Source organism: Pseudonocardia alaniniphila (genome assembly GCF_022524485.1).
Classification (GTDB): domain Bacteria; phylum Actinomycetota; class Actinomycetes; order Mycobacteriales; family Pseudonocardiaceae; genus Pseudonocardia; species Pseudonocardia alaniniphila.
Genome location: NZ_JAKXMK010000006.1, coordinates 330,345 through 351,033, shown reverse-complemented (window position 1 = coordinate 351,033; position 20,689 = coordinate 330,345). Strand labels below are relative to the sequence as shown.

21 protein-coding genes and 1 pseudogene are annotated in these 20,689 nt (G+C 69.1%); 5 read left to right on the top strand and 17 right to left on the bottom strand.

Features of this window, described 5'->3' with window-relative positions:
- Positions 1-179: 179 nt before the first annotated feature.
- From coaD to MMF94_RS08430, 3 genes are all read right to left on the bottom strand, one after another.
- Positions 180-599, bottom strand: coding sequence for a pantetheine-phosphate adenylyltransferase (coaD, locus tag MMF94_RS08440; RefSeq protein ID WP_241035732.1), 420 nt, complete (start codon positions 597-599; stop codon positions 180-182).
- Positions 600-1,114: 515 nt separating this feature from the next.
- On the bottom strand, positions 1,115-2,086 hold the full coding sequence (locus MMF94_RS08435) for a TauD/TfdA family dioxygenase (protein WP_241035731.1): 972 nt from the start codon (positions 2,084-2,086) through the stop codon (positions 1,115-1,117).
- A gap of 322 nt (positions 2,087-2,408) precedes the next feature.
- Positions 2,409-2,636: a hypothetical protein gene (locus MMF94_RS08430; protein WP_241035730.1), complete on the bottom strand. Its 228-nt coding sequence runs from the start codon at positions 2,634-2,636 to the stop codon at positions 2,409-2,411.
- 870 nt (positions 2,637-3,506) lie between these two features.
- On the opposite strand from MMF94_RS08430, the gene MMF94_RS08425 reads away from it, so the two are divergent.
- The 3 genes and pseudogenes from MMF94_RS08425 (at position 3,507) to MMF94_RS43720 (ending at position 6,109) form a co-directional block, all read left to right on the top strand.
- Positions 3,507-4,778: a lactonase family protein gene (locus tag MMF94_RS08425; RefSeq protein WP_241035729.1), complete on the top strand. Its 1,272-nt coding sequence runs from the start codon at positions 3,507-3,509 to the stop codon at positions 4,776-4,778.
- A 287-nt stretch (positions 4,779-5,065) separates the two neighbouring features.
- Positions 5,066-5,263 carry a hypothetical protein gene (locus MMF94_RS08420; RefSeq protein ID WP_241035728.1) on the top strand — a complete coding sequence of 66 codons (198 nt, stop codon included), beginning with the start codon at positions 5,066-5,068 and terminating at the stop codon, positions 5,261-5,263.
- Between the two features lie 208 nt (positions 5,264-5,471).
- Positions 5,472-6,109: pseudogene (locus MMF94_RS43720) on the top strand (MFS transporter).
- Positions 6,110-6,133: 24 nt separating this feature from the next.
- Here MMF94_RS43720 and MMF94_RS08410 read toward each other — a convergent pair.
- The 14 genes from MMF94_RS08410 to MMF94_RS08345 all read right to left on the bottom strand — a co-directional run bounded on the left by MMF94_RS08410 (position 6,134) and on the right by MMF94_RS08345 (position 18,748).
- Complete coding sequence (locus MMF94_RS08410; RefSeq protein WP_241035726.1) at positions 6,134-7,009, bottom strand: AraC family transcriptional regulator; 876 nt, start codon at positions 7,007-7,009, stop codon at positions 6,134-6,136.
- Positions 7,006-7,305, bottom strand: coding sequence for a hypothetical protein (locus MMF94_RS08405; protein ID WP_241035725.1), 300 nt, complete (start codon positions 7,303-7,305; stop codon positions 7,006-7,008). Before MMF94_RS08405 ends, MMF94_RS08410 begins: the two co-directional genes overlap by 4 nt.
- Before the next feature lie 516 nt (positions 7,306-7,821).
- The gene (locus MMF94_RS08400; protein ID WP_241035724.1) at positions 7,822-8,283 is read right to left on the bottom strand and encodes a DUF1931 family protein; all 462 of its coding nucleotides are present in this window, start codon (positions 8,281-8,283) and stop codon (positions 7,822-7,824) included.
- 23 nt (positions 8,284-8,306) lie between these two features.
- The gene (locus MMF94_RS08395) at positions 8,307-10,022 is read right to left on the bottom strand and encodes an FAD-dependent oxidoreductase (protein ID WP_241035723.1); all 1,716 of its coding nucleotides are present in this window, start codon (positions 10,020-10,022) and stop codon (positions 8,307-8,309) included.
- The gene (locus MMF94_RS08390; RefSeq protein WP_241035722.1) at positions 10,019-10,300 is read right to left on the bottom strand and encodes a UBP-type zinc finger domain-containing protein; all 282 of its coding nucleotides are present in this window, start codon (positions 10,298-10,300) and stop codon (positions 10,019-10,021) included. The genes MMF94_RS08395 and MMF94_RS08390 overlap by 4 nt, the downstream gene beginning before the upstream one ends.
- A complete protein-coding gene (locus MMF94_RS08385) occupies positions 10,297-10,725 on the bottom strand; it encodes a hypothetical protein (protein ID WP_241035721.1) in 429 nt (142 codons plus the stop codon). The genes MMF94_RS08390 and MMF94_RS08385 overlap by 4 nt, the downstream gene beginning before the upstream one ends.
- Positions 10,722-11,186 carry a thioredoxin gene (gene trxA / locus MMF94_RS08380; protein WP_241035720.1) on the bottom strand — a complete coding sequence of 155 codons (465 nt, stop codon included), beginning with the start codon at positions 11,184-11,186 and terminating at the stop codon, positions 10,722-10,724. The genes MMF94_RS08385 and trxA overlap by 4 nt, the downstream gene beginning before the upstream one ends.
- Positions 11,183-13,807: an ATP-dependent chaperone ClpB gene (clpB, locus tag MMF94_RS08375; RefSeq protein ID WP_241035719.1), complete on the bottom strand. Its 2,625-nt coding sequence runs from the start codon at positions 13,805-13,807 to the stop codon at positions 11,183-11,185. The genes trxA and clpB overlap by 4 nt, the downstream gene beginning before the upstream one ends.
- Positions 13,798-14,187 (bottom strand): chaperone modulator CbpM, encoded by a 390-nt coding sequence (locus MMF94_RS08370; protein WP_241035718.1) that lies wholly within the window; start codon positions 14,185-14,187, stop codon positions 13,798-13,800. The genes clpB and MMF94_RS08370 overlap by 10 nt, the downstream gene beginning before the upstream one ends.
- Positions 14,184-15,182, bottom strand: coding sequence for a DnaJ C-terminal domain-containing protein (locus tag MMF94_RS08365; protein ID WP_241035717.1), 999 nt, complete (start codon positions 15,180-15,182; stop codon positions 14,184-14,186). Before MMF94_RS08365 ends, MMF94_RS08370 begins: the two co-directional genes overlap by 4 nt.
- Positions 15,183-15,185: 3 nt before the next feature.
- Positions 15,186-15,788: a nucleotide exchange factor GrpE gene (locus MMF94_RS08360; protein ID WP_241035716.1), complete on the bottom strand. Its 603-nt coding sequence runs from the start codon at positions 15,786-15,788 to the stop codon at positions 15,186-15,188.
- Between the two features lie 9 nt (positions 15,789-15,797).
- Entirely contained in the window at positions 15,798-17,690 is a 1,893-nt protein-coding gene (gene dnaK / locus MMF94_RS08355; protein WP_241035715.1) for a molecular chaperone DnaK, read from the bottom strand.
- 1 nt (position 17,691) lies between these two features.
- Positions 17,692-18,240 carry a YflT domain-containing protein gene (locus tag MMF94_RS08350; RefSeq protein ID WP_241035714.1) on the bottom strand — a complete coding sequence of 183 codons (549 nt, stop codon included), beginning with the start codon at positions 18,238-18,240 and terminating at the stop codon, positions 17,692-17,694.
- A gap of 13 nt (positions 18,241-18,253) precedes the next feature.
- Complete coding sequence (locus tag MMF94_RS08345) at positions 18,254-18,748, bottom strand: Hsp20/alpha crystallin family protein (protein ID WP_241035713.1); 495 nt, start codon at positions 18,746-18,748, stop codon at positions 18,254-18,256.
- A 392-nt stretch (positions 18,749-19,140) separates the two neighbouring features.
- On the opposite strand from MMF94_RS08345, the gene MMF94_RS08340 reads away from it, so the two are divergent.
- Both MMF94_RS08340 and MMF94_RS08335 read left to right on the top strand, forming a co-directional pair.
- Positions 19,141-19,542 (top strand): NAD(P)H-binding protein, encoded by a 402-nt coding sequence (locus MMF94_RS08340; protein WP_241035712.1) that lies wholly within the window; start codon positions 19,141-19,143, stop codon positions 19,540-19,542.
- Positions 19,539-20,303 carry a Rossmann-fold NAD(P)-binding domain-containing protein gene (locus MMF94_RS08335; RefSeq protein ID WP_241035711.1) on the top strand — a complete coding sequence of 255 codons (765 nt, stop codon included), beginning with the start codon at positions 19,539-19,541 and terminating at the stop codon, positions 20,301-20,303. The genes MMF94_RS08340 and MMF94_RS08335 overlap by 4 nt, the downstream gene beginning before the upstream one ends.
- The last annotated feature ends 386 nt before the right edge of the window (positions 20,304-20,689 follow it).

Below are 20,689 nucleotides of genomic sequence, written 5' to 3'. Positions count from 1 at the left end.
GCGGCGGAAGGGACCTCGTCCTCTGATCCTGTCGTGCCCACACAGCGCAGGATGACCTGATCGGAGAATCGGCACCACGTAGTGAGGAGATTCCGATGATGTACTGGTGGGGCAGTGACATGACCGGATGGGCGTGGTTGGCGGTGAAGATCACTATCCGGTCGCGATGAAACCTCAGTTCAGAGAAGGTCTTGTTGAGTCATCGCGGTGACGAGGGTGGAGGAGATGTAGGCCTGGGCGGGGTCTGCGGCGATGAAGAACGTTTCGATTCCGGCTAGTTCGTGGTTCATGTAGGCCATCGGCATCTCGTAGTCCAGGTCGTGACTGTTGCGGACTCCGCGGATGACGACGTCGATTCCGACTCGGCGGCAGTAGTCGACCAGCAGGCCACCGACGTGGGAGTCGATCGTGACGTTGCTCAGGCCATTTGCCGCCGTGCGGAGCCGGTCCAGCCGCTCGGCGGTCGGGAAGCGGCCAGTCTTGTTCGAATTGAACATCACGCAGACGACGACCTCGTCGAACAGGGGCGCGGCGCGGCGGAGAACGTCCTGGTGTCCTCGAGTGACCGGGTCGAAGGATCTTGGGAAGAGGGCTCGCATGATCGGAAAGACTAGCGGGACGGGACAGCCGCGCGTCGCGCGTAGACCACGGCTACGTGCGACGCGCGCGCTTGGTTCTGAACTGAGGATCGTCGAACCGCGACGTGAATCAGCAGGGCTCACGTGCCGGGGCGAATGACGGCTGATGACGTACTACTGACTCACGCGGGGAAGGGGTCAGGGGGGTGAGACATCACCGGGCTCACGCTGCCGGTGAAGGTCAATATCTGAACGCGCAGTATTCCTCGTGTTCAGCCCCGCCGATGCGCGCGAGACGAGCCAGGACGCCGGCTGCCCCTGGCTCATACCGCGCCGCCTGATCATCCTCCGCTGACGCCTCTCTGTTGGTGACCAGCGGGTGGCCCTGCGGTTCCGACTTCCGGCGGACCGTCAGAGCCACCCAGACAGATCCCGGTATCACTGATCACGAGCTCGGCTCCACGGCGCGTCCGGGCAAGCGATCGCACGCTCCCTCATCACCGTCGACACCCCGGACAACCGGGGCGGCTACGCGGTCACAGTGTGCCGGGCTTGTGGAAGCGCAAGCGCAGGAGGTGGCGCTCGGGATCGGTGAACGCCGTGCGCCCATGCAGCGTGATGTGGTTGTCGACGATCAGGATGCCGTCGGTGGGAATCACCGTCCGAATCTCGTCCGTGCCGTTGTCGAGCAGGTCGGTCAAGGTCGTCAAGGCCTGTCGTACCTCCGGCGTATCGTACTCTGGGTTGGCGGCGAGGCCCTTCCGGAGCCCCTTCTCTCGCCAGCGCCACATCGGTTCCACGTCGGAGATGACCGGCGCGTAGAAGTTTCCGTCGTCTGCGACGTCGGCGTGCTTCTTGAACGCTTCGGGCATCCGCTTCGGGAGCTTTGTCTGGCTGAGCACTCGAACTGCCTCACGACCCTCGGAGGTCTGCTCGAGCTGCTGCTTGAGGATCCGTCCGTCGCGCAGTAGCGAGATTCCGCCTCCGCAGTTCGCAGCGCGTACGGCGTACAGAAAGAAGAAGTGCTCCGGGATGGGCAGGGATGCGCTGTCGGTGTGATAGACCGCCTTGCGATCGCTCTCCGAGAAGCTCGCATGGCCGGATTTCTCACCACTCTTGTTCTTGACGTCCCAGAGTACGTTGTCGAACGGAATGTTCGCAGTGGGGTCGCCCAGCAGCACGGCGAGTGCGAAGGTTCCCTTGCGCTTCTCGTCGACGCCCGCCGCGTTCAGGCCGAGCTTCGGAATCATCACCGCGGCGGGCTGGTCCTCATCGAACGTCCTGCGAATCCGCTCTGTAAGAGCGGTCAGGCGTGGAGCGGCCTCTTGAAATCGGGTGCGCAGGTCCGCCGGTTCCCGCGGTGGGATCAGGGCCTCACCTGCGACCTCGCCGCTGTAGTGGTCGGCCAGCGCTGCAAGAATGGAATCCTTCTCAAGGGCCCACCACGATCTCTCGTCGTCCGCGTCCAGCTGAACGACGCTTGTCCTCGCGGGTCTGACTGCAGTCACAGACTTCTCCAAGTGTTGTTTTGTGCAAGAGCTCATACGTCGGAAGCTAATCCGATCCTAAGCGCGTCGCCGCCCGCGTGGCAGATCTCGAAATGCGTAACTTGCTCGTTGTGGGATGACTTACGGCATACACCGTCGGGTCCGTCGCGGTATCAGAGCGGACGGGGTGGCGATCGTCATAGCTCATCGTGGCTCCCGTGCGCAGGTTGTTGCACGATGTCCCGGCGAGGCCTCGTCGATGGCCGATCGATGTTATCCGATTCACAGCGTTACAAGCGCCACGACTAACAACGGCGCCGCTACGACAAAGCCCACAAGCGTGTCAGTCGGAGCTCCGTCCGCCTGTTCTCCGGTAGGAGGGTCCGCTGGTCGGGTGCACCTGGATGTTCCATCCCAGCGCCGCAAGCTCCCGCTCGAGTCTCTCGGGGCTGTGAGGCACTTTCACCGCGCGATGCGGGGTGCCGTCGCCTAGTCGGCGCTGGATGGTCGTTGAAGCCTCTCCCTCTATGAGCTCCTCCTCGGTGCGGAAGGCGTCGTCGACGAACAGCACTCGGCCGCCGGGACGCAGACTGTGATCGACACGAGTCCAGAAGTCCGAGAAGCGGTTCCAGGGCACGTGTGAGATCCAGAAGCCCATGAAGACGCCGTCGTAGCGGCGGTGGCGCGAGGGTCGTATTCGGGGCGCGCGGGTCGGAGCGGCTGGAGGCTCTGGCCGGCCGCATCACCGATGGCGGGGGAGAGGCCGCCCACCTGCGCACCGACGTGAACGAGGTCATCGTCCGGCCCACCGCCCAGGCCTGACGGGCTCTGCCGGTCGTCCTGGACGGCCGCGCAACCCCGAGCCGGCCCGCTCGCCGTGATCCAGGGAACCCGACTGCCCAGAATCCCCGTTCCGCTTCCGAGGATCCTTCCCGCGGCCGGGACCGGCACGATACTGCGCACGACGCCACTGCGCGCCGAAGGTGCACGTGTCCCACAAGCGCACCATCTCCAATGGACCGCCGATTGGATTGGACGTGCCCGAGCCTTCCCGAAGGTGACCTCCGGTAACTCAGCCGGTACGACGAGCTCGACCGGGACGAGCTGTCGGCCACCGGGTGCGTTTCGGTGGCGCCGCGGGATACGCCCCGTGCCTACCCGGCGTGCAGGTATCGAAAAAACTCTGGTCACGGCGTCAATACCTGCGGGTTTCGACGACAGTCCGCGACCACGATGCCCCCTTTTCGACCCAAAACCGGAGAAACGCGCGGGACCCGAAGCTCAACCAACAACTATCGGAGCTGGTGACAGTCAGAGGTGCGTGCGCGACCGGGTGTAATCTTGCGGGAACAGCCAACCGCTCGACGACGAAGCGGTTCCGCTGTATGTCCATCCGACCTGCGGCCGATATACCGGCCGAACCGGACACGGGGAGTTAGAGATGTCGGATCAGCAGAGCACGACAATGAGTGAACGTACCGACCGGGAATCGCGGTCCGGTCATATCTACATGCAGACGAACGAGAAGCAGAATGTTGTCATCCATTACTCCCGCTCCGCCGACGGTGACATCAGGGAGGTAGAGCGTGTCCGCACGGGCGGCAGCGGAGCGGGGGAGTTCAGCCCGATCAGTGGCCAGGCCGCCGCGCCGAGTGGCTTCGAGAGTGCGAGAAGCGTCATCCTCACATCGGATCGAAAGTTTCTGTTCGTCACCAACGGCGGCGACAACACGGTATCCAGCTTAAGCGTCGACGAAGACGGCGGACTCGCACTCCTGGACGTCAAGCCGACTGGGAACGCCGTGGTGGGGCCGAGCGGGACCGCGAAATCGCTCGCCTACGCCCCGTCGAGCCGTACACTGTTCGTGCTGCACGCGTTCGGACCTGACCACGTGCGACTGATGTCCGTCGACCGCGATGGTCTGCTCACCCCGCGCGTGGAACGGTACTCGGTGAACACTCACGACAAGACCGATCGTGTCTCGACCATGCTCAGTCTCTCGCCTGACGAGACGATCCTCCTCGTCGGCACCGTGTTCGACCAACCGCCCACCGCGAATCCGGACGGCTCGGCCATCCTCTGGCTCCACGGGGCCGATGGAAATCCCAAATCCCTCGCTACGAACGCGCCGGACCCCGACGGTATCATCGCATTCCCGGTAGGTGAGGACGGCGCGCTCGGGACGCCAACGTTCTATGATGCGCACGCCGGATCCCCGTTTTTCATCGCCTTCCTGCACAATCGGCCCGACACGTTCGTCGTTGGCGCGGCCGTTGGTGACGGAGTGGTCATGGGAACCGTCGACGAGGCGGGCCGACTTTCCTTCGGCTCGGTTGTGGCAATAAACACGGACGCTGGCAAGCCAACTGAGATGTGCTGGTTGTCAGTTTCTCCGGACGATCGGTCTATATTTGCCACCGTCTTCGGGTACAGCTATATCGTGAGCTATCACATCAATGGCAACGCGCTGACTGTTGCGCAGGATCCGGCCAGCGCGGCGGTTCCCGGAAGCGGCAAGTTCCGCGCGCTCAACGGCAATGTAACCGGTGGTCCGACTGACAGTTTCCTGACGCCTGACGGTGCTTATCTGTATCAGATCTTCGGGAACGCGGCAAAGCTGGTGGGTTATGCCGTACAGCCGGACGACTCCCTGAAAGAGGTCACCGAGGTGAGTATTCCGCTGAACAGTCCGCAGGGTTTGGCCGGATTCTGATCCGGCAGCAGATCCGCTGGATCGAGATTGCCGCAGGTGACGGCCTCGGAACTAGGCTCATCGATCTTGCGGAGGCAGGCCTACCCGCGGGTGGAGTGACCGCGAACAAGCTGGTCAGATGCAACCTAGCGGTGAGGTGTTGAACGACAGTAGAACGACAGTCCGACGGCGCCACTAAAATGACAGTGGCCGGGGCCACTGTTGATCATCAGCTCGGCCGCGTTGCTCATCGGCGGCGCGCTGCTCGGCGGCATGCTGCACTCCCACACCTGGAGGTGCCGAGAAGAGTGGGGCCCCGCGCGCGTGATGAGCTGACCGTTGCGATCGACGAGACGCGGTGTGCGCTGAAGGAGCTGCGCGAGACCTGGGATATCGGCATGCGGAGGACCCTGGCGCAGCTGGACCAGGTGCACCGGTTGACCGAGCAGGTGGCGCAGCGCGTGGCCGACTACCAAAGTCGGCTGAGGCCCTCCGATCGTCGTTGAGAGGTTCACGCGCCTGCGGGTGCTGGGGATCGAGATCCTCGCGTTCGCCGTCACGGCTGCCCTCGCTGGTCTGGGCAGTTCGCCTTCGCCGCCGCGATGCGCAGCCTCGACCCGGGCGTCGCGCTCGTTGAGAACCGGGAGTTGGCATCCCGCTGATCGACGTGTTGTCCGAGCGGGAACGCCGGGTCGTCCTATCGTCGCCGCCGCGATGGTGGTCACCGGAATCGGGTGGGTCGCGGTAATCTCCACCCTCGACGCCAGGGCACAGGTGTTGCTGCCGGACTGGCCGCAGGCCCGTGCGCTGGCGTACTACCAGCTCGTGGTCATGGGCCGCCAGGCGGTGGGCAGCGTGCTGTGGGGCGCGATCGCGGAGTGGTGGGGCACGACGACCGCGTTCACGGGCGCCGCGGCGGAGCTCGCCGCCACCGTGCCCGTGGTCCGGCGGTTTCTCCGCCTCGCCGCTGCGGCCCCCGACCTCACCACTGTGCGGCACCCGCCCGAGCCACCGGAGGTGTTCTTCCCCCGTGCCGGGCGGGTACTCGTGACGGTCGAGTGGGGGGTGCCCACGGAGCGCGCTCCCGATTTCGTCGACGCCATGGTGCCGGTGGGCCGCGCTCGACGTCGCACGGGCGCGCGCCTGTGGGCCAGTTCCGCGACGTCGAGGACCCGGAGTCTTTCCTGGAAGCCTTCACCGTGGCCAACTGGACCGAGCATCTGCGCCAGCACCTCGAGCGCGGCACCGCGATGGACCGTGACGCCGAGGAGGGAGCGCGGCGCCTCATCGCGCCCAGGACAGCTCCCCGTGTGCGGCACCTGTTGTGGGCGGCCCGCACGCGGAAGAGCTGAGGACCGGAGGCGACGGGACGCGGTTCACGCGTAGGCGGGCCCGCGCAGCGTCAGCCACGGCGGCTCCCGGTAGCGGTTCTCGAAGTCGTCGGCGAAGCGCTCCCCGTTCATGAACCCCCAGCTCGATGCCACGCGGGCCACGCTGGTCCACCCCGCGTCCGCCTGCTCGAACTCACGGCGTGCGCGTGCCAGCCGAACCGAGCGCAGCTCTTCGGCGGGTGAGAGGCCCCGGTGGCGGCGGCAACACTGCAGCAGAGCGGGCACACTCACCCCGGCGACGTCGGCGAGCTCCGCGACCGTGTGGGGGCGCCGTGGGTCGGCCTCGATCAGGTCGATCATCCGGCGCACCGGCCCGGGACCCCACGAGTGCACCGGCGCCTCGAGCTCGTCGCGGTACTCGTGGTCGAGGGCGAGCAGCAACCGAGCCACCAGCGTCTCCTGAGCCGGGGCGGCCAGCAACGGGTGACGCAGCAGCGGCGACGCGACCAGCAACCGGATCAGATCGGCCCAAGCTCGACCGGCCGGGCTCCGCAGATCCAGGCTCACGGCCAGTTCGGGCGGCCGGCGAACCGTGTGGCCGACCCGTCGCTCCAGCACGTCCTGCAACTCGCTCGTTTCGATCGTGACCGCGTAGCAGGAGAAGTGCTCCCCGCACGACATGCCGATGTCGGTCTCGGGCCGGACCACGACCGCCCGGCCCGAGTCGGCGCCGAGCGTGCCCGTCCGGTGCGTGACCTCGACCGCCCCGTTCAACGGGACCGCGACGGTGTACTCGGCCGCCTCGGCGGGCAGCCGAACGTGCGTCGCGTGGTCGCATCGGATCCTGCGGACGCCCACCGGATGGGGCGTCGCGTCCGACGACGGCACCTCATCCACGACGACCTCATGGGATTCGTTCACGGGTTGTCCTCCGCCTCGAACAGCGATGCAGTGATCCGACGGAAGGTGGGCCGGCCGGAGCACCCGTCGGTTCTCGTGATCCTGCGCCACGTGCGCGCCAGCGCGAACCGTCCCGGCGGCACCAGGTCGGGTCCGTCAGCTCGTCCCGGCAGCACAGCTTCGGTAGCGGGTGCGGAGCCCGTCCACGTCGAGGTCGGAAGGAGGACGATGTCGTTCACACGGTCGAGCCGAGGCGACCACTGCAGTGCCATGGGCATCGCGTCCGGCAACCTGGTGGTCGCCACCGGAACCTTCACGCTCCGGGTCGTGATCCCCGGCCGGTCGGATTGGTCCACCTGCTTCGACCTGGAGGCGTCCGTGGATGGGCAGCGGATCCCGCAGCGGTACCACTGCGGCGAACCGGTCGACGACAGCCCGTCTGCCCAGCGCATGCAGGCCTGGCGGCCCTCCAACCCGCGGATCTCCACTCCTGACCCCGTGCTCTGCGGGGCGATGGAGGCCAGCGCGCGATCTCGATGCACTGCGGATCGAGGACCCCGAGCATTCCGACTGCCCTGTGGACGCCGCGGGGGCACCATGGTTCATGGCGTTGTTCGGGAGGGACTCGCGCCTCACCGGGTGGATGTCGCCGGCGCTTGACCCGAACCTGCGCTGTGCACGCTCCTGACCCTCGCCTGTGTGCAGGGCACGAAGGTCGATCCGCCTACCGGCTGCTACCGCTGCAACTGGAGTCTCTCGCCGGCGCACGCCTCGATATCGGCGTGCGCCCGACGGCGTCAGCGACAAGGGGTTGCCGCCTGGACGGTGATCTCCTAGAGCAGCATCCGGAACAGGTCGAACCCGCGCTCCCAGTGCTCGGTCGACGGGTTCGTGACATGGGGGTCGACGATCCGGAACGACCGGGCCAGCGCGATGCTGATTCCCCCGAAGACCTCGGGGAGCATGTCCTCGGTCTCCTCGCTGAACGTCACGTCGGCGGGGGGCCGGCGCACCGCGCCCCGCAGCAGCTGCCGGATCTCGTCGGCCTCGTCGAGCTTGTCGAACTCGCGCATCCGCTCCTGCAGGCCCTTCGTGATCGGCAGGTCCTGCGGCGCGATGACGTCCCGGCCGTTCCAGCTGGCGGAGTTGCGGCCGGCGATCGCGATGTCGTCGATCTTCTGGTCGACGAACGCCCAGAACCGTCGCAGATCGTCCTTGTCGACGTCGACGCGCCCCGCCGAGCGGAAGAACCGCTTGAACTCCGGTATCCCGGTCACGCCGGTCACGTCCGTCATGCCTTCTCCTCCGAGCCCATTTGTCACCGTGTCGTCGCCAGGTGCTCGTGCACCAGGCGCACTGCCATGGCGCCCTCGCCCACCGACGAGGCAACCCGCTTGATGGATCCGCTCCGGACGTCCCCCGCCGCGAACACGCCGGGCAGGGTGGTCTCGAGGAACGCGGGGGCGCGTCCGTTGGTCTCCTCCGCGGCCCGCGCACGGCCCGCGGCCGATCCGGTCAGGATGTAGCCACCCGAGTCGAGGGCCACCGACTCCGGGAGCCACGACGTGCACGGGTCACCGCCGATGAACACCATGAGGTCACGAGCGGGCAGGCGCTGCCGCTCCCCGGTCGCGGTGTCCTCGACGACCACAGCCTCGAGCCTGCCGTTCTCGCCCTGAAGCTCCCGGACCTCGGTGTGCAGGAGCACCTGGATGCGCGGATCGCGGATGATCCGGTCGGCGAGGTAGCGGGACATCTGCTCGTCGAGCCGGGGCTCCCGGACCACCAGGTGGACTTCAGCGGCGTGGTCGGCGAGGAACACAGCCGCCTGTCCCGCCGAGTTGCCGCCACCGACGACCACCACCGGGTGACCGACGCACTGCTGGGCCTCGATCGGCGTGGCCGCGTAGTAGACGCAGGTGTCCTCGAACTCCTCCATCCGGGGCACCGGAAGCCTGCGGACCCGCACCCCGGTTGCGACGATGACGGAGCGCCCGAGCACCTCACCGCCGTCGGCGAGCCGCAGCGCGTACTCGCCGTCGCGCTGCTCCAGGCCCACGACCTCTGCCGGCACGGTCCGCCTGGCACCGAACTTCTCGGCCTGCAGCGCCGCGCGCTCCGCGAGCTCGCCCCCGGAGATGCCGGCGGGGAAGCCGAGGTAGTTCTCGATCCGCGACGTCCGGGCGGCCTGCCCGCCCGCGGCGATGGCCTCGAGCACCCCGGTGTCGAGCCCCTCCGACGCCCCGTAGACCGCGGCCGCGAGCCCCGCGGGTCCGGCGCCGACGATCACCAGGTCGCAGACCTCCTCCTTCGCGTCGAGCTCCCGCAGCCCGAACATCGCAGCCAGCTCGGCGATGGACGGGTTGCGCAGCAGCCGGTTCTGGTACAGCACGACCGGCGTTTCCTCGGGGCCTACCCCCAGTTCGCGGAGTAGCCGCTCGGCCGACGGATCGGTCTCGAGGTCGACGAACCGGTGCGGGAGGCGGTTGCGGGCGGCGAACTCGCGCAGCTTCCGCGTGCCGGCCGAGTACCGGGACCCGACGATCCGGAACCCGATCCCCTCACCGAGGGCCAGCGAGCGCCGTATCAGGTAGGCACGCAGCACCTGGTCGCCGAAGGCGGGGTCGGCCGCCGCATACGCGCGGAGGCGGTCGGTCGGGATCGCGAGAGCCTCCCCCAGGTCGACGACGACACTGGTGAAGAACGCGACCTGCCCGGTCAGCACACCGAGCTCGCCGAGGAAACGCCCTGATCCGTGCACGCGGGCCACCCGCTGATCGGTGCATCCGAACGCCTCGACCACCGCGACACGGCCGGAGAGAACCACGTAGAAGATGGTCTCCGGCTCGCCCTCCGCGATGAGCACCTCGCCGCGCGACGTGGGCCGACATTCGCCCAGCGTCTCCAGGGACCGGATCCGCGACTCCTCGAGCCGGGGGTACCCCCCGGAGAGGTCGGGGGTCTCGCCGTGCGGCACGTTCGCGAGCAGCTCCTCGACTCCGTGGCTGCCACTTCGGGCGGTGGGCGCCGTCATGCCAACGCCTCGTCGACGTAGCACCACCGCCAGTTCTCGCCCGGCTCGAAGGACCGGATAATCGGGTGGCCCACGAGCCCGGCATGTGCGCGGGCGTGCCGGTTCGGCGACGAGTCGCAGCACCCCACGTGCCCGCAGGTCAGGCACAGCCGCAGGTGTACCCACGGCGATCCGATCCGCAGACAGTCCTCGCAGCCCTCCGGAGTGCGCGGCACGACGTCGTCGCGGACGAAGGTCAGGTGCGGATCCTGTCCGACACGGCCCCAGGCAGCGGTCACAGCGAGCCTCCATCCGACGCCCGCCCGAACAGCAGCGCCAGCCCGATCCCGAGGAGCCAGGAGTCCTTCGCCAGCGCGATGCCGTCCTTGCTCGGGAACGGGGTGCCCGGCCTGCGCACCCCCGGGGTCTTCACGTAGAGCCCGAGCAGCGCTGCGGCGTATGCGGTCAGCCCGGCGCCGGCCAGCCTGCCGGGGACGAACGGCGCCAACAGGATGGTGCCGAGCGCGATTTCACCGGCCGACACCGCTTTGACGAACTGTGCAGGCTCGATCGACGTGACGACCGGATAGGTGCCCGCGGTGAAGTCGTGGAGGTACTTTGCCGTCGCCTCGTCGGCGTCCCACTTGGAGACGCCCGCGTCGAGCATGTAGGCGCCGGTCGGCAGCCGCAGTGGCAGCTGCCAGAGTCTCCCGCGCACGCTCATGATCTGCCGTCCTCCTTCGGCCGCAACGCCTGGTCGAGCCAGGTGCGTAACGCCGGCACCGGCGCGGCGCCGGCCTGGCGGGCGACCACCTCCCCGTCGCGCATGACCAGCAACGTCGGCACCGCGCGCACCTCGAAGCGCTGCGCCAGCCGGGGCGCGGCGTCGATCTCGACCTTCACCAGCTTGATGTCGTCGGCCCGTTCGGTGGCCAGCTGCTCCAGCGCGGGGCTCACCATCCGGCAGGGCCCGCACCACGTTGCCCAGAGGTCCACCACCACCGGGACGGGGGACCGCTCCGCGACCTCGGCGAAGTCGTCGTCGCCCGCGTCGGCGATCCACGGCAGGAGGCTGTGGCAGCTCCCGCATTTCGGCACGCTCTCGGCTACGGCGGGCACCCGGTTGCGCCGCCCGCAGTTCGGGCAGGCGATCACACTCGTCCGCGGGGTTGCCGGCGCACTCACGACTGCGCTCCCGCCATCTGATGGGTGACGACGATCTGGTTTCCCTCGACCTCGACCCGCAGCGTCGAGCCGTCGATCACCCCGTCGCGCAGCAGGGCCCGGGCGATACGGGTCTCCACCTCGCTCGCGATGAACCGCCGCAGTGGCCGGGCTCCGTAGACCGGGTCGTAGCCCTCGCGCGCGACGAAGCGGCGAGCCTCCTCACTGACCTCGAGCGTGATGTTGCGATCCGCGAGCCGGTTGCGCAGCTCGTCGAGCATCAGCTCGACGATGTGCTCGATCTCGCCCAGGGTGAGCGGGGTGAACAGCACCGTGTCGTCGACCCTGTTGAGGAACTCGGGCCGGAAGTGGCTCCGCAGCTCGGCCAGCACGAGATCACGGGCCTCGGGCTTGAGCTGGCCGTCCGGGGTGACGCCGTCCAGCAGGTACTGCGACCCGATGTTCGACGTCATGATGATCACGGTGTTGCGGAAGTTGACGGTGCGGCCCTGCGCATCGGTGAGCCGGCCGTCGTCGAGCACCTGCAGCAACGTGTTGAACACGTCCGCGTGCGCCTTCTCGATCTCGTCGAAGAGCACCACGGCGTACGGACGACGCCGCACGGCCTCGGTGAGCTGCCCGCCCTCCTCGTAGCCGACATACCCCGGCGGAGCACCGACCAGCCGCGACACCGTGTGCCGCTCCTGGTACTCGCTCATGTCGATCCGGACCATGTTGTCCTCGGAGTCGAACAGCGCCTCGGCCAGCGCCTTGGCCAGCTCCGTCTTCCCGACGCCGGTCGGGCCCAGGAAGATGAACGAACCGGTTGGCCGGCGGGGGTCCTTGACCCCGGAACGGGCGCGGATGATCGCGTCCGCGACGGCCTGCACCGCCTCGTCCTGACCGACGACGCGCTGGTGCAGCACCTCATCGAGGCGCAGCAGCTTCTCCCGCTCCCCCTCGGTCAGGCGGGACACCGGGATCCCGGTCCACACCGAGACGATCTCGGCGATCTCCTCGCCCGTGACCACCTCGCGCAGCAGGCGGTGCTCGCCCTGCTTCTCGGTGAGCCGCTGCTCCTCCGCCTCCAGCTTGTGCTCCAGCTCGGCGAGCCTGCCGTAGCGCAGCTCGGCCGCCCGGTTGAGGTCGTAGGACCGCTCCGCCTCCTCGACGTCACGGCGCACCTGCTCGAGCTCCGCGCGCAGCTCCTGCACCCGCTTGATCGCCTGCCGCTCCGCGTCCCACTGGGCGCGCATGGCGTCGGCCTGGCTGCGCAGGTCCACCAGCTCCTTGCGAAGCTGGTCGAGCCGGGCGATCGACGCCGGGTCCTCCTCCTTCGAGAGCGCGGCCTCCTCGATCTCCAGCCGCATCACCTTGCGCGTGATCTCGTCGAGCTCGGCGGGCATCGAGTCGATCTCGGTGCGCAGCCGGGCGCAGGCCTCGTCCACGAGGTCGATGGCCTTGTCGGGCAGGAACCGGTCGGTGAGATAGCGATGGCTCAACGTCGCTGCAGCGATCAGGGCCCCGTCCAGGATCCGGACGCCGTGGAAGACCTCGAGCCGCTCGCGCAGCCCGCGCAGGATCGACACCGTGTCCTCGACGCTCGGCTCGTCGACGGAGACGGGCTGGAAGCGGCGTTCCAGCGCGGCGTCGGACTCGACGCGCTTGCGGTACTCCTGCACCGTCGTCGCGCCGATCATGTGCAGCTCGCCGCGGGCGAGCATCGGCTTGAGCATGTTGCCGGCGTCCATCGCGCCTTCCGCGGCGCCGGCCCCCACCACGTTGTGCAGCTCGTCGACGAACAGCAGGATCCGGCCCTCGGCCCCCTTGACCTCGGCCAGCACGGCCTGCAGCCGCTCCTCGAACTCGCCGCGGTACTTCGCACCGGCCACGAGCAGGCCCATGTCCAGGGCGAAGATCGTCCGGTCGCGCAGGCCCTCTGGCACGTCGCCGTTCACGATGCGCTGAGCCAGGCCCTCGACGATCGCGGTCTTGCCGACGCCGGGGTCGCCGACGAGCACCGGGTTGTTCTTCGTCTTCCGCGACAGGATCTGCACCACGCGGCGGATCTCGGCGTCGCGGCCGATCACCGGGTCCAGCCGGCCCGAACGCGCCGACTCGACGAGGTCGATGCCGTATTTCACGAGCGCCTCGTACGTTCCCTCGGGTGTGGCCGAGGTGACGCGCTGGTTGCCACGCACCCTGGTCAGCGCGGAGAGGAAAGCGTCGCGGGTGACGCCGTGCTTGGCGAGCACCCGCCCCGCCCCGGTCGCGGAACCCTCCTCGGCGAGCGCGACGAGCAGGTGTTCGACCGAAACGTACTCGTCCTTCATCCGGCGGGCCTCGCGCTCGGCGGCGTCGAGCGCCCGGGCCAGCCGCTGGGTGACCGTGACCTGCCCCGGCTGGGTGGCCGGGCCGGTGGTCCGCGGCTTGCGGGAGAGCTCGGCCTCCAGATCCGAGCGCAGGGCCCGCTCGTCTACGCCCATGGCGGCGAGCAGCCGGGGTACAAGCCCGTCGGTCTGGTCGAGCAGCGCGAGCAGCAGGTGCTCGCCGTCGACCTCGGTGTGGCCGGCCCGCGTCGCGAGATCCTGCGCGGCCGAGAGTGCCTGCTGGGACATCTGGGTCAGGCGGTTCAGGTCCATTGCGTGCTCCGCGTCTGGTCGCTGTCGGTGGGCTCGTTGCCTGGAGGCGGGCGCACGGGTTCGGTACGCCCCCGGATGCGCAGCTCGGTCTCCAGTTCGGTGATGCGGTCGAGCAGGTCGACGACGAGTCCGAGCGCCGCGTAGTTGAGTGGCAGCGCGGCCCGCAGCCGCTGCAGCCGGGCGACGGCGGCCACCTGCGACCTGGTGAACCACAGACATCCGTCGGCATCACGCGCGGCCGGCACCAGGCCGAGCGCGACGAACCGCCGGACGAGGTCCGGGTGTAGACCGCAGAGCCGGGCGAACTCCTCCTGGCGCAGCCGGTCGCTTCCTGCTCCCCGGGACCGCGGGTAGCGGACAGGCAAATACGGCACGGTCATCGGCTTCCCCTGCTCCGCTCGGAACCGGGGCGGCGCGGATCGAACGTGGACACCGCGGCCAGCTCGGAGAACAGCTCGCGCTCCCGATCGGTGAGCCGGGACGGCACCATGATCTTGACCTGGGCGTAGAGGTCACCCGGCTTGCCGCGCGGGTCGGGCATGCCCTGTCCGCGAAGGCGCAGCCGCCGGCCGGTGGATGTAGCCGGCGGGACGGTCACCTTGGTCTCACCATCGGGCGTCGTGACCGGGACATCCGCTCCGAGGGCGCCCTCCCACGGCGCCAGCGGCAGGTCGACCACGATGTCCTTGCCCTCGACCCGGAACCGGGGGTGCGGCAGCAGGCGGACCACGAGGTAGAGGTCGCCTGCCGGGCCGCCACCCATCCCGCGGCCGCCCTCGCCGGACAGCCTGATCCGCTTGCCGTCGGTGACACCGGGCGGGATCGTCACCGTGTACGTGCGTGGTCCGTCCGGGCCGTTGAGGGTGATCTGCCTGCGGCCGCCGCGGTAGGCCTCCTCCACGGTGAGCTGAAGCTCCGCCTCCTGGTCGGCGCCCCCCACCGGGCCTGCACGTCCCCGGCCACGGCCGCCGCCGAACATCCCACCAAGGAGGTCCTCGATGTCGACGCCCCCGAAGCCACCGCCGAAGTCCCTTCCGCCGAAATCGGGACCGTCGCCGCCACCTCCCGACCAGGTGTAGCTGCGACCGCCGCCTCCGCCGCCGAAGGGGGACCGGCCCGCGCCGGCACCGACGCGCTCCTCCCAGTCCTCCGGGACCTGTCGGAAGTCCTCGCCGAAGCGGTCGTAGCGCTTGCGCATCTCCGGGTCGGACAGCACCTGGTAGGCCTCGTTGACCTCCTTGAACCGCTCCTCGGCGCCCGGATCCTTGTTGACATCGGGGTGGTTCTGCCGGGCCAGCCGCCGGAACGCCTGTTGCAGCTCCTCGGGGCCCGCGTCACGCGACACCCCGAGCGTCTCGTAGTAGTCGCGGGCCACCGGCTAGTCCCCCGGAGTCTGCGCCACGGTCACTGACGCCGGTCGTAGCTGGCGGCCAGGGCCGCCGTAGCCGGGCCGGACGACCTGGGCCACCGACCCGGGGGCAGTCCCACCGTCCTCGGGCTCGACCACGCCCACCACCTCGTGGCGAGAGGGGTCGAACGGCACTCCGGTCTCGTCCTCGCGGCTGTACCCGAGCCCCGCAAGTACGGCGAGGGCCTGCTCGCGCAGGGTACGGATGCCCTCGATGATCGACCGCGGGTCGGACTCGGCGTGCTGGAGGGCCCGGTCGATGGTGTCGAGCACCGGCAGGAACGCCGAGGCAACGAGCTCACGCTCGGCCTCCCGTTCCCGCCCGAGCTCGCGGGCGTAGCGCTTGCGCAGGTTGTCCAGGTCTGCGACGGCCCGAAGCCAGCGATCCTCCAGCTCGGCCGCGTCCGGCTCAGGCCGGCCCTCCGGCCGATCCTCCGGGGATCGGGTCGGGGTGGCTGATTCCGCGACCCGATCCGTCCCGGTCCGCTCCTCGGGTGCTGCTGTGCCTTCCTGGCCGGCGACGGTGCGTGCGGCGGGCCGGCCGGGCGTCCTGTCCGATGCGTGTTCGGTCATGAGCGCGCCTCAGCCACGGTCGAACTCGGCGTCGATCACGTCATCGTCGGTCTCGCTCGTGGCGCTCTCGCTGCCGCCACCCGGTGCGCCCCCGGGGCCCCCCGCTCCGGCCGACACCGCGCTCAGGCCGGCGAACACCTGCTGGAGCTCGGCGGTCAGCTCGCGAACCCGGTCCAGCGGCGCCTGTTCCTCCACCGCCCGCCGGGCGTCCGCCACGAGCATCTCCGCGCGGGCCCGCTCGTGCGACGGCGCGGCGTCGCCGAGCTCGTCGAGACGGCGCTGCACCTGGTAAGCGACGCTGTCGAGCTCGTTGCGCGCGTCGACCTCCTGGCGCAGCTGCTGGTCCGAGGTCCGGTTGCGTTCGGCCTCCTGCACCATCCGATCCACCTCAGAGGAGTCCAGGTTGGTGCTCTCCGAAATCGTGATGCCCTGTTCCGCGCCGGTGTCCTTGTCCCGAGCGGTGACGTTGAGGATCCCGTTCGCATCGATGTCGTAGACGACCTCGATCTGCGGTTCGCCCCGCGGCGCCGGCCGGATGTCCTGGAGCCTGAACCGGCCCAGCACCCGGTTGTCGGACGCGCGCTCACGCTCGCCCTGCAGCACCACCACGTCGACGGCGGGCTGGTTGTCCGCCGCGGTGGAGAACGTCTCGCTGCGCCGGACCGGGATCGTCGTGTTGCGGTCCACGACCCGGGTCATCACCCCGCCCTGCGTCTCCACACCCAGCGACAGCGGGGTGACGTCGAGCAGCAGGACGTCGGACACGTCGCCCTTCAGCACACCGGCCTGGATCCCCGCACCGACCGCGACGACCTCGTCGGGGTTCACGGTCATGTTCGGTTCCTTGCCACCGGTGAGGCGGCGAACCAGGCCCTGCACCGCCGGGATCCGGGTCGAGCCGCCGACGAGGATCACCTCGTCGACGTCGTCGGGCCCGACCTTGGCGTCCGCCATCGCTTGCTTGACCGGCTCCATCGTGCGTTCCACGAGATCGCGGGTGAGCTCTTCGAACGTCGAGCGCATCAGCGTCATCGTGAGGTGCTTGGGACCGTTCGCGTCGGCGGTGACGAAAGGCAGGTTGACCTGGGTCTGGGTGACCGAGCTCAGCTCGATCTTCGCCCTCTCCGCGGCCTCGTAGAGCCGCTGCAACGCCTGCGGGTCCTTCCGCAGGTCGATGCCGTTCTCCTTCTGGAACTGCTCGGCCAGGTGGTCCACGACGCGCCGGTCGAAGTCGTCGCCGCCGAGGTGCGTGTCACCTGCGGTGGCCCGTACCTCCACCACACCGTCGCCGACATCGAGGATGCTGACGTCGAACGTGCCGCCCCCGAGGTCGAACACCAGCACCGTCTCGTGCTGGCGCTTGTCCAGCCCGTAGGCCAGCGCCGCTGCGGTCGGCTCGTTGATGATCCGAAGGACCTCGAGTCCCGCGATCTTCCCGGCGTCCCGGGTCGCGGTCCGCTGGGCATCGTTGAAGTACGCCGGTACGGTGATCACGGCCTCGGTCACGCGCTCGCCGAGGTGGCGCCCGGCATCGTCGGCGAGCTTGCGCAGGATCAGGGCCGAGATCTCTTCCGGCGCGTACAGCTTGTCGCGAACCTTGATCCGCGCGTTGCCATGCTCGTCCGGCACCACGTCGAAGGTGACCTGCTCGACCTCCTGCTCGACCTCCTCGTACCGGCGGCCGATGAAGCGCTTGACGGAGTAGATCGTTCCCTTGGGGTTGAGGATCGCCTGCCGGCGGGCCAGCTGACCCACCAGCCGCTCACCGCTCTCGGTGAACGCCACCACCGACGGCGTCGTACGCGAGCCTTCGGCGTTGAGGATGACGTCGGCCTCGCCGCCCTCCCAGGCCGCGATCACCGAGTTGGTCGTTCCGAGATCGATACCAGCAGCGCGGGGCATATCAGACCCCCGTCGCAAGCAGTCGGACCGCTTCGTCGGCTACGTCGTCGTCGACGACCACCTCGAAGCGTTGCGGGCGCATCATCACCACGGAGGCGAAGTCGCGGCGGCCGCCCTGCAGGGCATAGATGATGATGCCGACGATCGCGCCGATGACGGCGCCGATGATCAGGCCGTACACGGCCAGCAGCAGGCCCGCGATCAGCGGGTTGACCCAGCTGAAGATCCCGAACAGCCACCCGATAAGTGCGCCGGGAACAGCGCCACTCAGCGCGCCGCGCCACGCGGCCCGCGGGTAGTCCATCTTGCCGGTGACCTGCTCGACGGTCTGTAGGTCCTGACCGATGATCGCCACCCGATCGACCGGGAAGCCCAGATCGGAGAGACGGTCGACCGCCCGTTCGGCGTCCTCGTACCTGGTGAACGATCCGATCGGCCGACGGGGCCGTTGCTCCGGGTCGGCCGGGCTCGCGGGGGACCGTGCGCTGCTGGCTACCCGACCCTGCGGTCCGGCTGCCTGCTTTCCGGTCTCGCGCGGCTCCTCGATCATGACAACCTCCCGATCAGACGGTGGTCCGGTCGGCCGCCGAAGCGGTCTCCGACCCGGTAGTTGCGCTGGACGCGGTGCCGTGCTGGGGCGCACCCTCGGACGTGTCGGCGGTACCGAGCTGCACCCGGCGCGGCTCGCTCGCCTCGCTGACGGGGATTCTCAGGGTCAGCACGCCGTCACGGGTGTCCCCGGACATGCGGTCTGAATCGAGGTTGTCCCCGAGGAACAGCTGGCGGCTGAACTCGCCGTAGGGCCGCTCGTCGATGATGACCTCGTCGCCCTCCTGGTGCGCGGGCGCGCGGCGGGCCCGCACGCTGACCACATTGCGCTCGACCGTCACGTCGATGTCTTCAGGATCGACGCCGGGCACATCGATAAAAACAAGGAATTCGGCGCCCCGACGCAGCGCGGCCATGGGCATGCTGCGTGTTGCACGGGCACCGACGGAAAAGGCCTGATCGGCCAGCCGTTCCAATTCACGGAACGGATCGAATCGCATCAGAGTCACAGAGTTCCTCCTGCCGGGTCGGGCCAACCGAGCTTCGCCAACCGTCGCACCGCTCCGGGCGCGCGGCATCGGTCCGCCGGATGCAACCTCGGTCGGGGTACTCGGCCCACCAGGTCCATCAACCCCCCGCGACCTGCGCCATCCCGGGGCACCGCTCACCCCTTGTCGATTGCCTGCGACCGTGTGCACGGCGACCTGGGGCGGGCGCCCCGCAACCGGTGACACACATCGCCGCCGCGGAAATTCATGCCCGAGGGACCAGACGCTTTTCCGGTACACCCGGGTCCGCCGGGTCGACCGGTTCAGCTGGCCTTCGACCCCTCGGGGCCAGACGCATAAACTGGTGGCTCGGCATTGTTCGTCCGAACCGAATACCGCCGAGTATCGGAGAGATGATGATCCTGGTGACGGGGGCGACGGGCCAGGTGGGCCTGCGCCTGGTCGAGGAGCTGAACGATGCGCGCGTCGACGTGACGGCCATGGTCCGCGCCGAGGCGAAGGCCATGGACCTGCCGCCCTCGGTGGACCACGTGGTGGCCACGCTCGACGATCCGCCTCCTGCGGACGTGCTGCGGGAGTTCGACCGCGTCTTCCTCATGGGCCCCTCGCGCGCGGAGCAGCCCGAACTGGAGGTGGGGTTCGTGGACGCCCTCGTCACCGCCGGGAACCGGCCACGCGTCGTCAAGCTCGCCGCCGACGGGTTCCACGAGCCGGACTGCGCTGTGCGCTTCATGCGCAGCCACCGTCAGATCGCCATGCATCTCGAGCGGACCGGCCTCCCCATCACCACTTGACGCCGAACCTGTACATGGAGAACCTGCTCTCGGCGATGGACACGATCCGGGAGCGGGGTCTGATCCTCGCGCCGGCCGGAGGCGGCCGCGTCGGGTTCGTGGCGGTCAGCGACGTCGCGGCGGTGGCCGCGCGGGCCCTCACAGAGGGCGACCCGCCGGACATCCAGGTGATCACGGGGCCGGAGGCGCTCGACTACGCCGATGTCGCCGCTCGGGTCTCCGCCGTCTTCGCCCGCCAGGTCGACTACGCCGACATCCCGGCCGAGGAGGCCCGGTCGATGATGCTTGACGACGGCGTTCTGCTGACCTGCGACGGGCGCAAGGACGTCCGATCAGGACGGCTGCGCCAGATTGGTCACGAGGTTGACGGCCACAGCGAGGATGCCCGTGCCGAAGCAGTAGGAGAGCAGGGCGTGACCGAGGGCGATCCTGCGGACGTGGCCGGTCGTCGTACTGTCGTCTCGGTGTCGGACGGACACCACGCTGATGCAACGGCGCCAGCTCAGCTGCCACGAGAACGCCTGCGACGAAACCCCTGCGGCGAGGGAGAGCAGCACCCAGGCTGCTCCGCGACGGGATCCCGGACGACGTCCGGCTGGTCGGGATCTCGGTGCGCGAGCACGGTCGGGCCACGGAGCTCTCGACGAGGACGGCTGCTGCGACCTGCTCGCCGTGGTGTCGGACTTCCTGGTGCACCGGCCTGGTGCACCGGCTCGATCGGGAGAGCGGAGTGGCCTGATGCCACCGCTGCCGGGGCCTGACCACCCCACCGAGATCACCCTGCCGCGACGCTGGCGGCCACCGATCGAGGACGTGCGGTACTGGCGGGAGCACGTGGAGCCGCTCGTCGACGGCCGGCGCGTGCACTGGGTCGGCACCGTGGGTGAAGCGGTGTGTGACCAGCTGGTCGCCACCGCAGATGCGGCTCTGGCACCCATCAGCTGGGACGAGCCGGGGGCACAGGCGTTGTCGAAGCCCTCGCGCTGGATACCCCCCGTCGTCGGTTACCGGCGCGGCTGCCTACCCGAACTCGTGGCACGGACGCACCGGGTTGACGGTCGACTGCGGCGACGAGAATGCCCTCGCGTCCGCCGTCTGTGGCGGTACGCCTGGATCCGAGGGAGTGCTGCCGCGTGGCCGCGACCCG

Bases quoted from the DNA above. Each gene is read 5' to 3' on its own strand.
- MMF94_RS08370 (WP_241035718.1), bottom strand. From the start codon at position 14,187: ATGACCGTGCCGTATTTGCCTGTCCGCTACCCGCGGTCCCGGGGAGCA.
- clpB (WP_241035719.1), bottom strand. From the start codon at position 13,807: ATGGACCTGAACCGCCTGACCCAGATGTCCCAGCAGGCACTCTCGGCC.
- MMF94_RS08340 (WP_241035712.1), top strand. From the start codon at position 19,141: ATGATGATCCTGGTGACGGGGGCGACGGGCCAGGTGGGCCTGCGCCTG.
- MMF94_RS08360 (WP_241035716.1), bottom strand. From the start codon at position 15,788: ATGACCGAACACGCATCGGACAGGACGCCCGGCCGGCCCGCCGCACGC.
- MMF94_RS08350 (WP_241035714.1), bottom strand. From the start codon at position 18,240: ATGATCGAGGAGCCGCGCGAGACCGGAAAGCAGGCAGCCGGACCGCAG.
- MMF94_RS08400 (WP_241035724.1), bottom strand. From the start codon at position 8,283: ATGACGGACGTGACCGGCGTGACCGGGATACCGGAGTTCAAGCGGTTC.
- MMF94_RS08395 (WP_241035723.1), bottom strand. From the start codon at position 10,022: ATGACGGCGCCCACCGCCCGAAGTGGCAGCCACGGAGTCGAGGAGCTG.
- coaD (WP_241035732.1), bottom strand. From the start codon at position 599: ATGCGAGCCCTCTTCCCAAGATCCTTCGACCCGGTCACTCGAGGACAC.
- MMF94_RS08425 (WP_241035729.1), top strand. From the start codon at position 3,507: ATGTCGGATCAGCAGAGCACGACAATGAGTGAACGTACCGACCGGGAA.
- MMF94_RS08385 (WP_241035721.1), bottom strand. From the start codon at position 10,725: ATGAGCGTGCGCGGGAGACTCTGGCAGCTGCCACTGCGGCTGCCGACC.
- dnaK (WP_241035715.1), bottom strand. From the start codon at position 17,690: ATGCCCCGCGCTGCTGGTATCGATCTCGGAACGACCAACTCGGTGATC.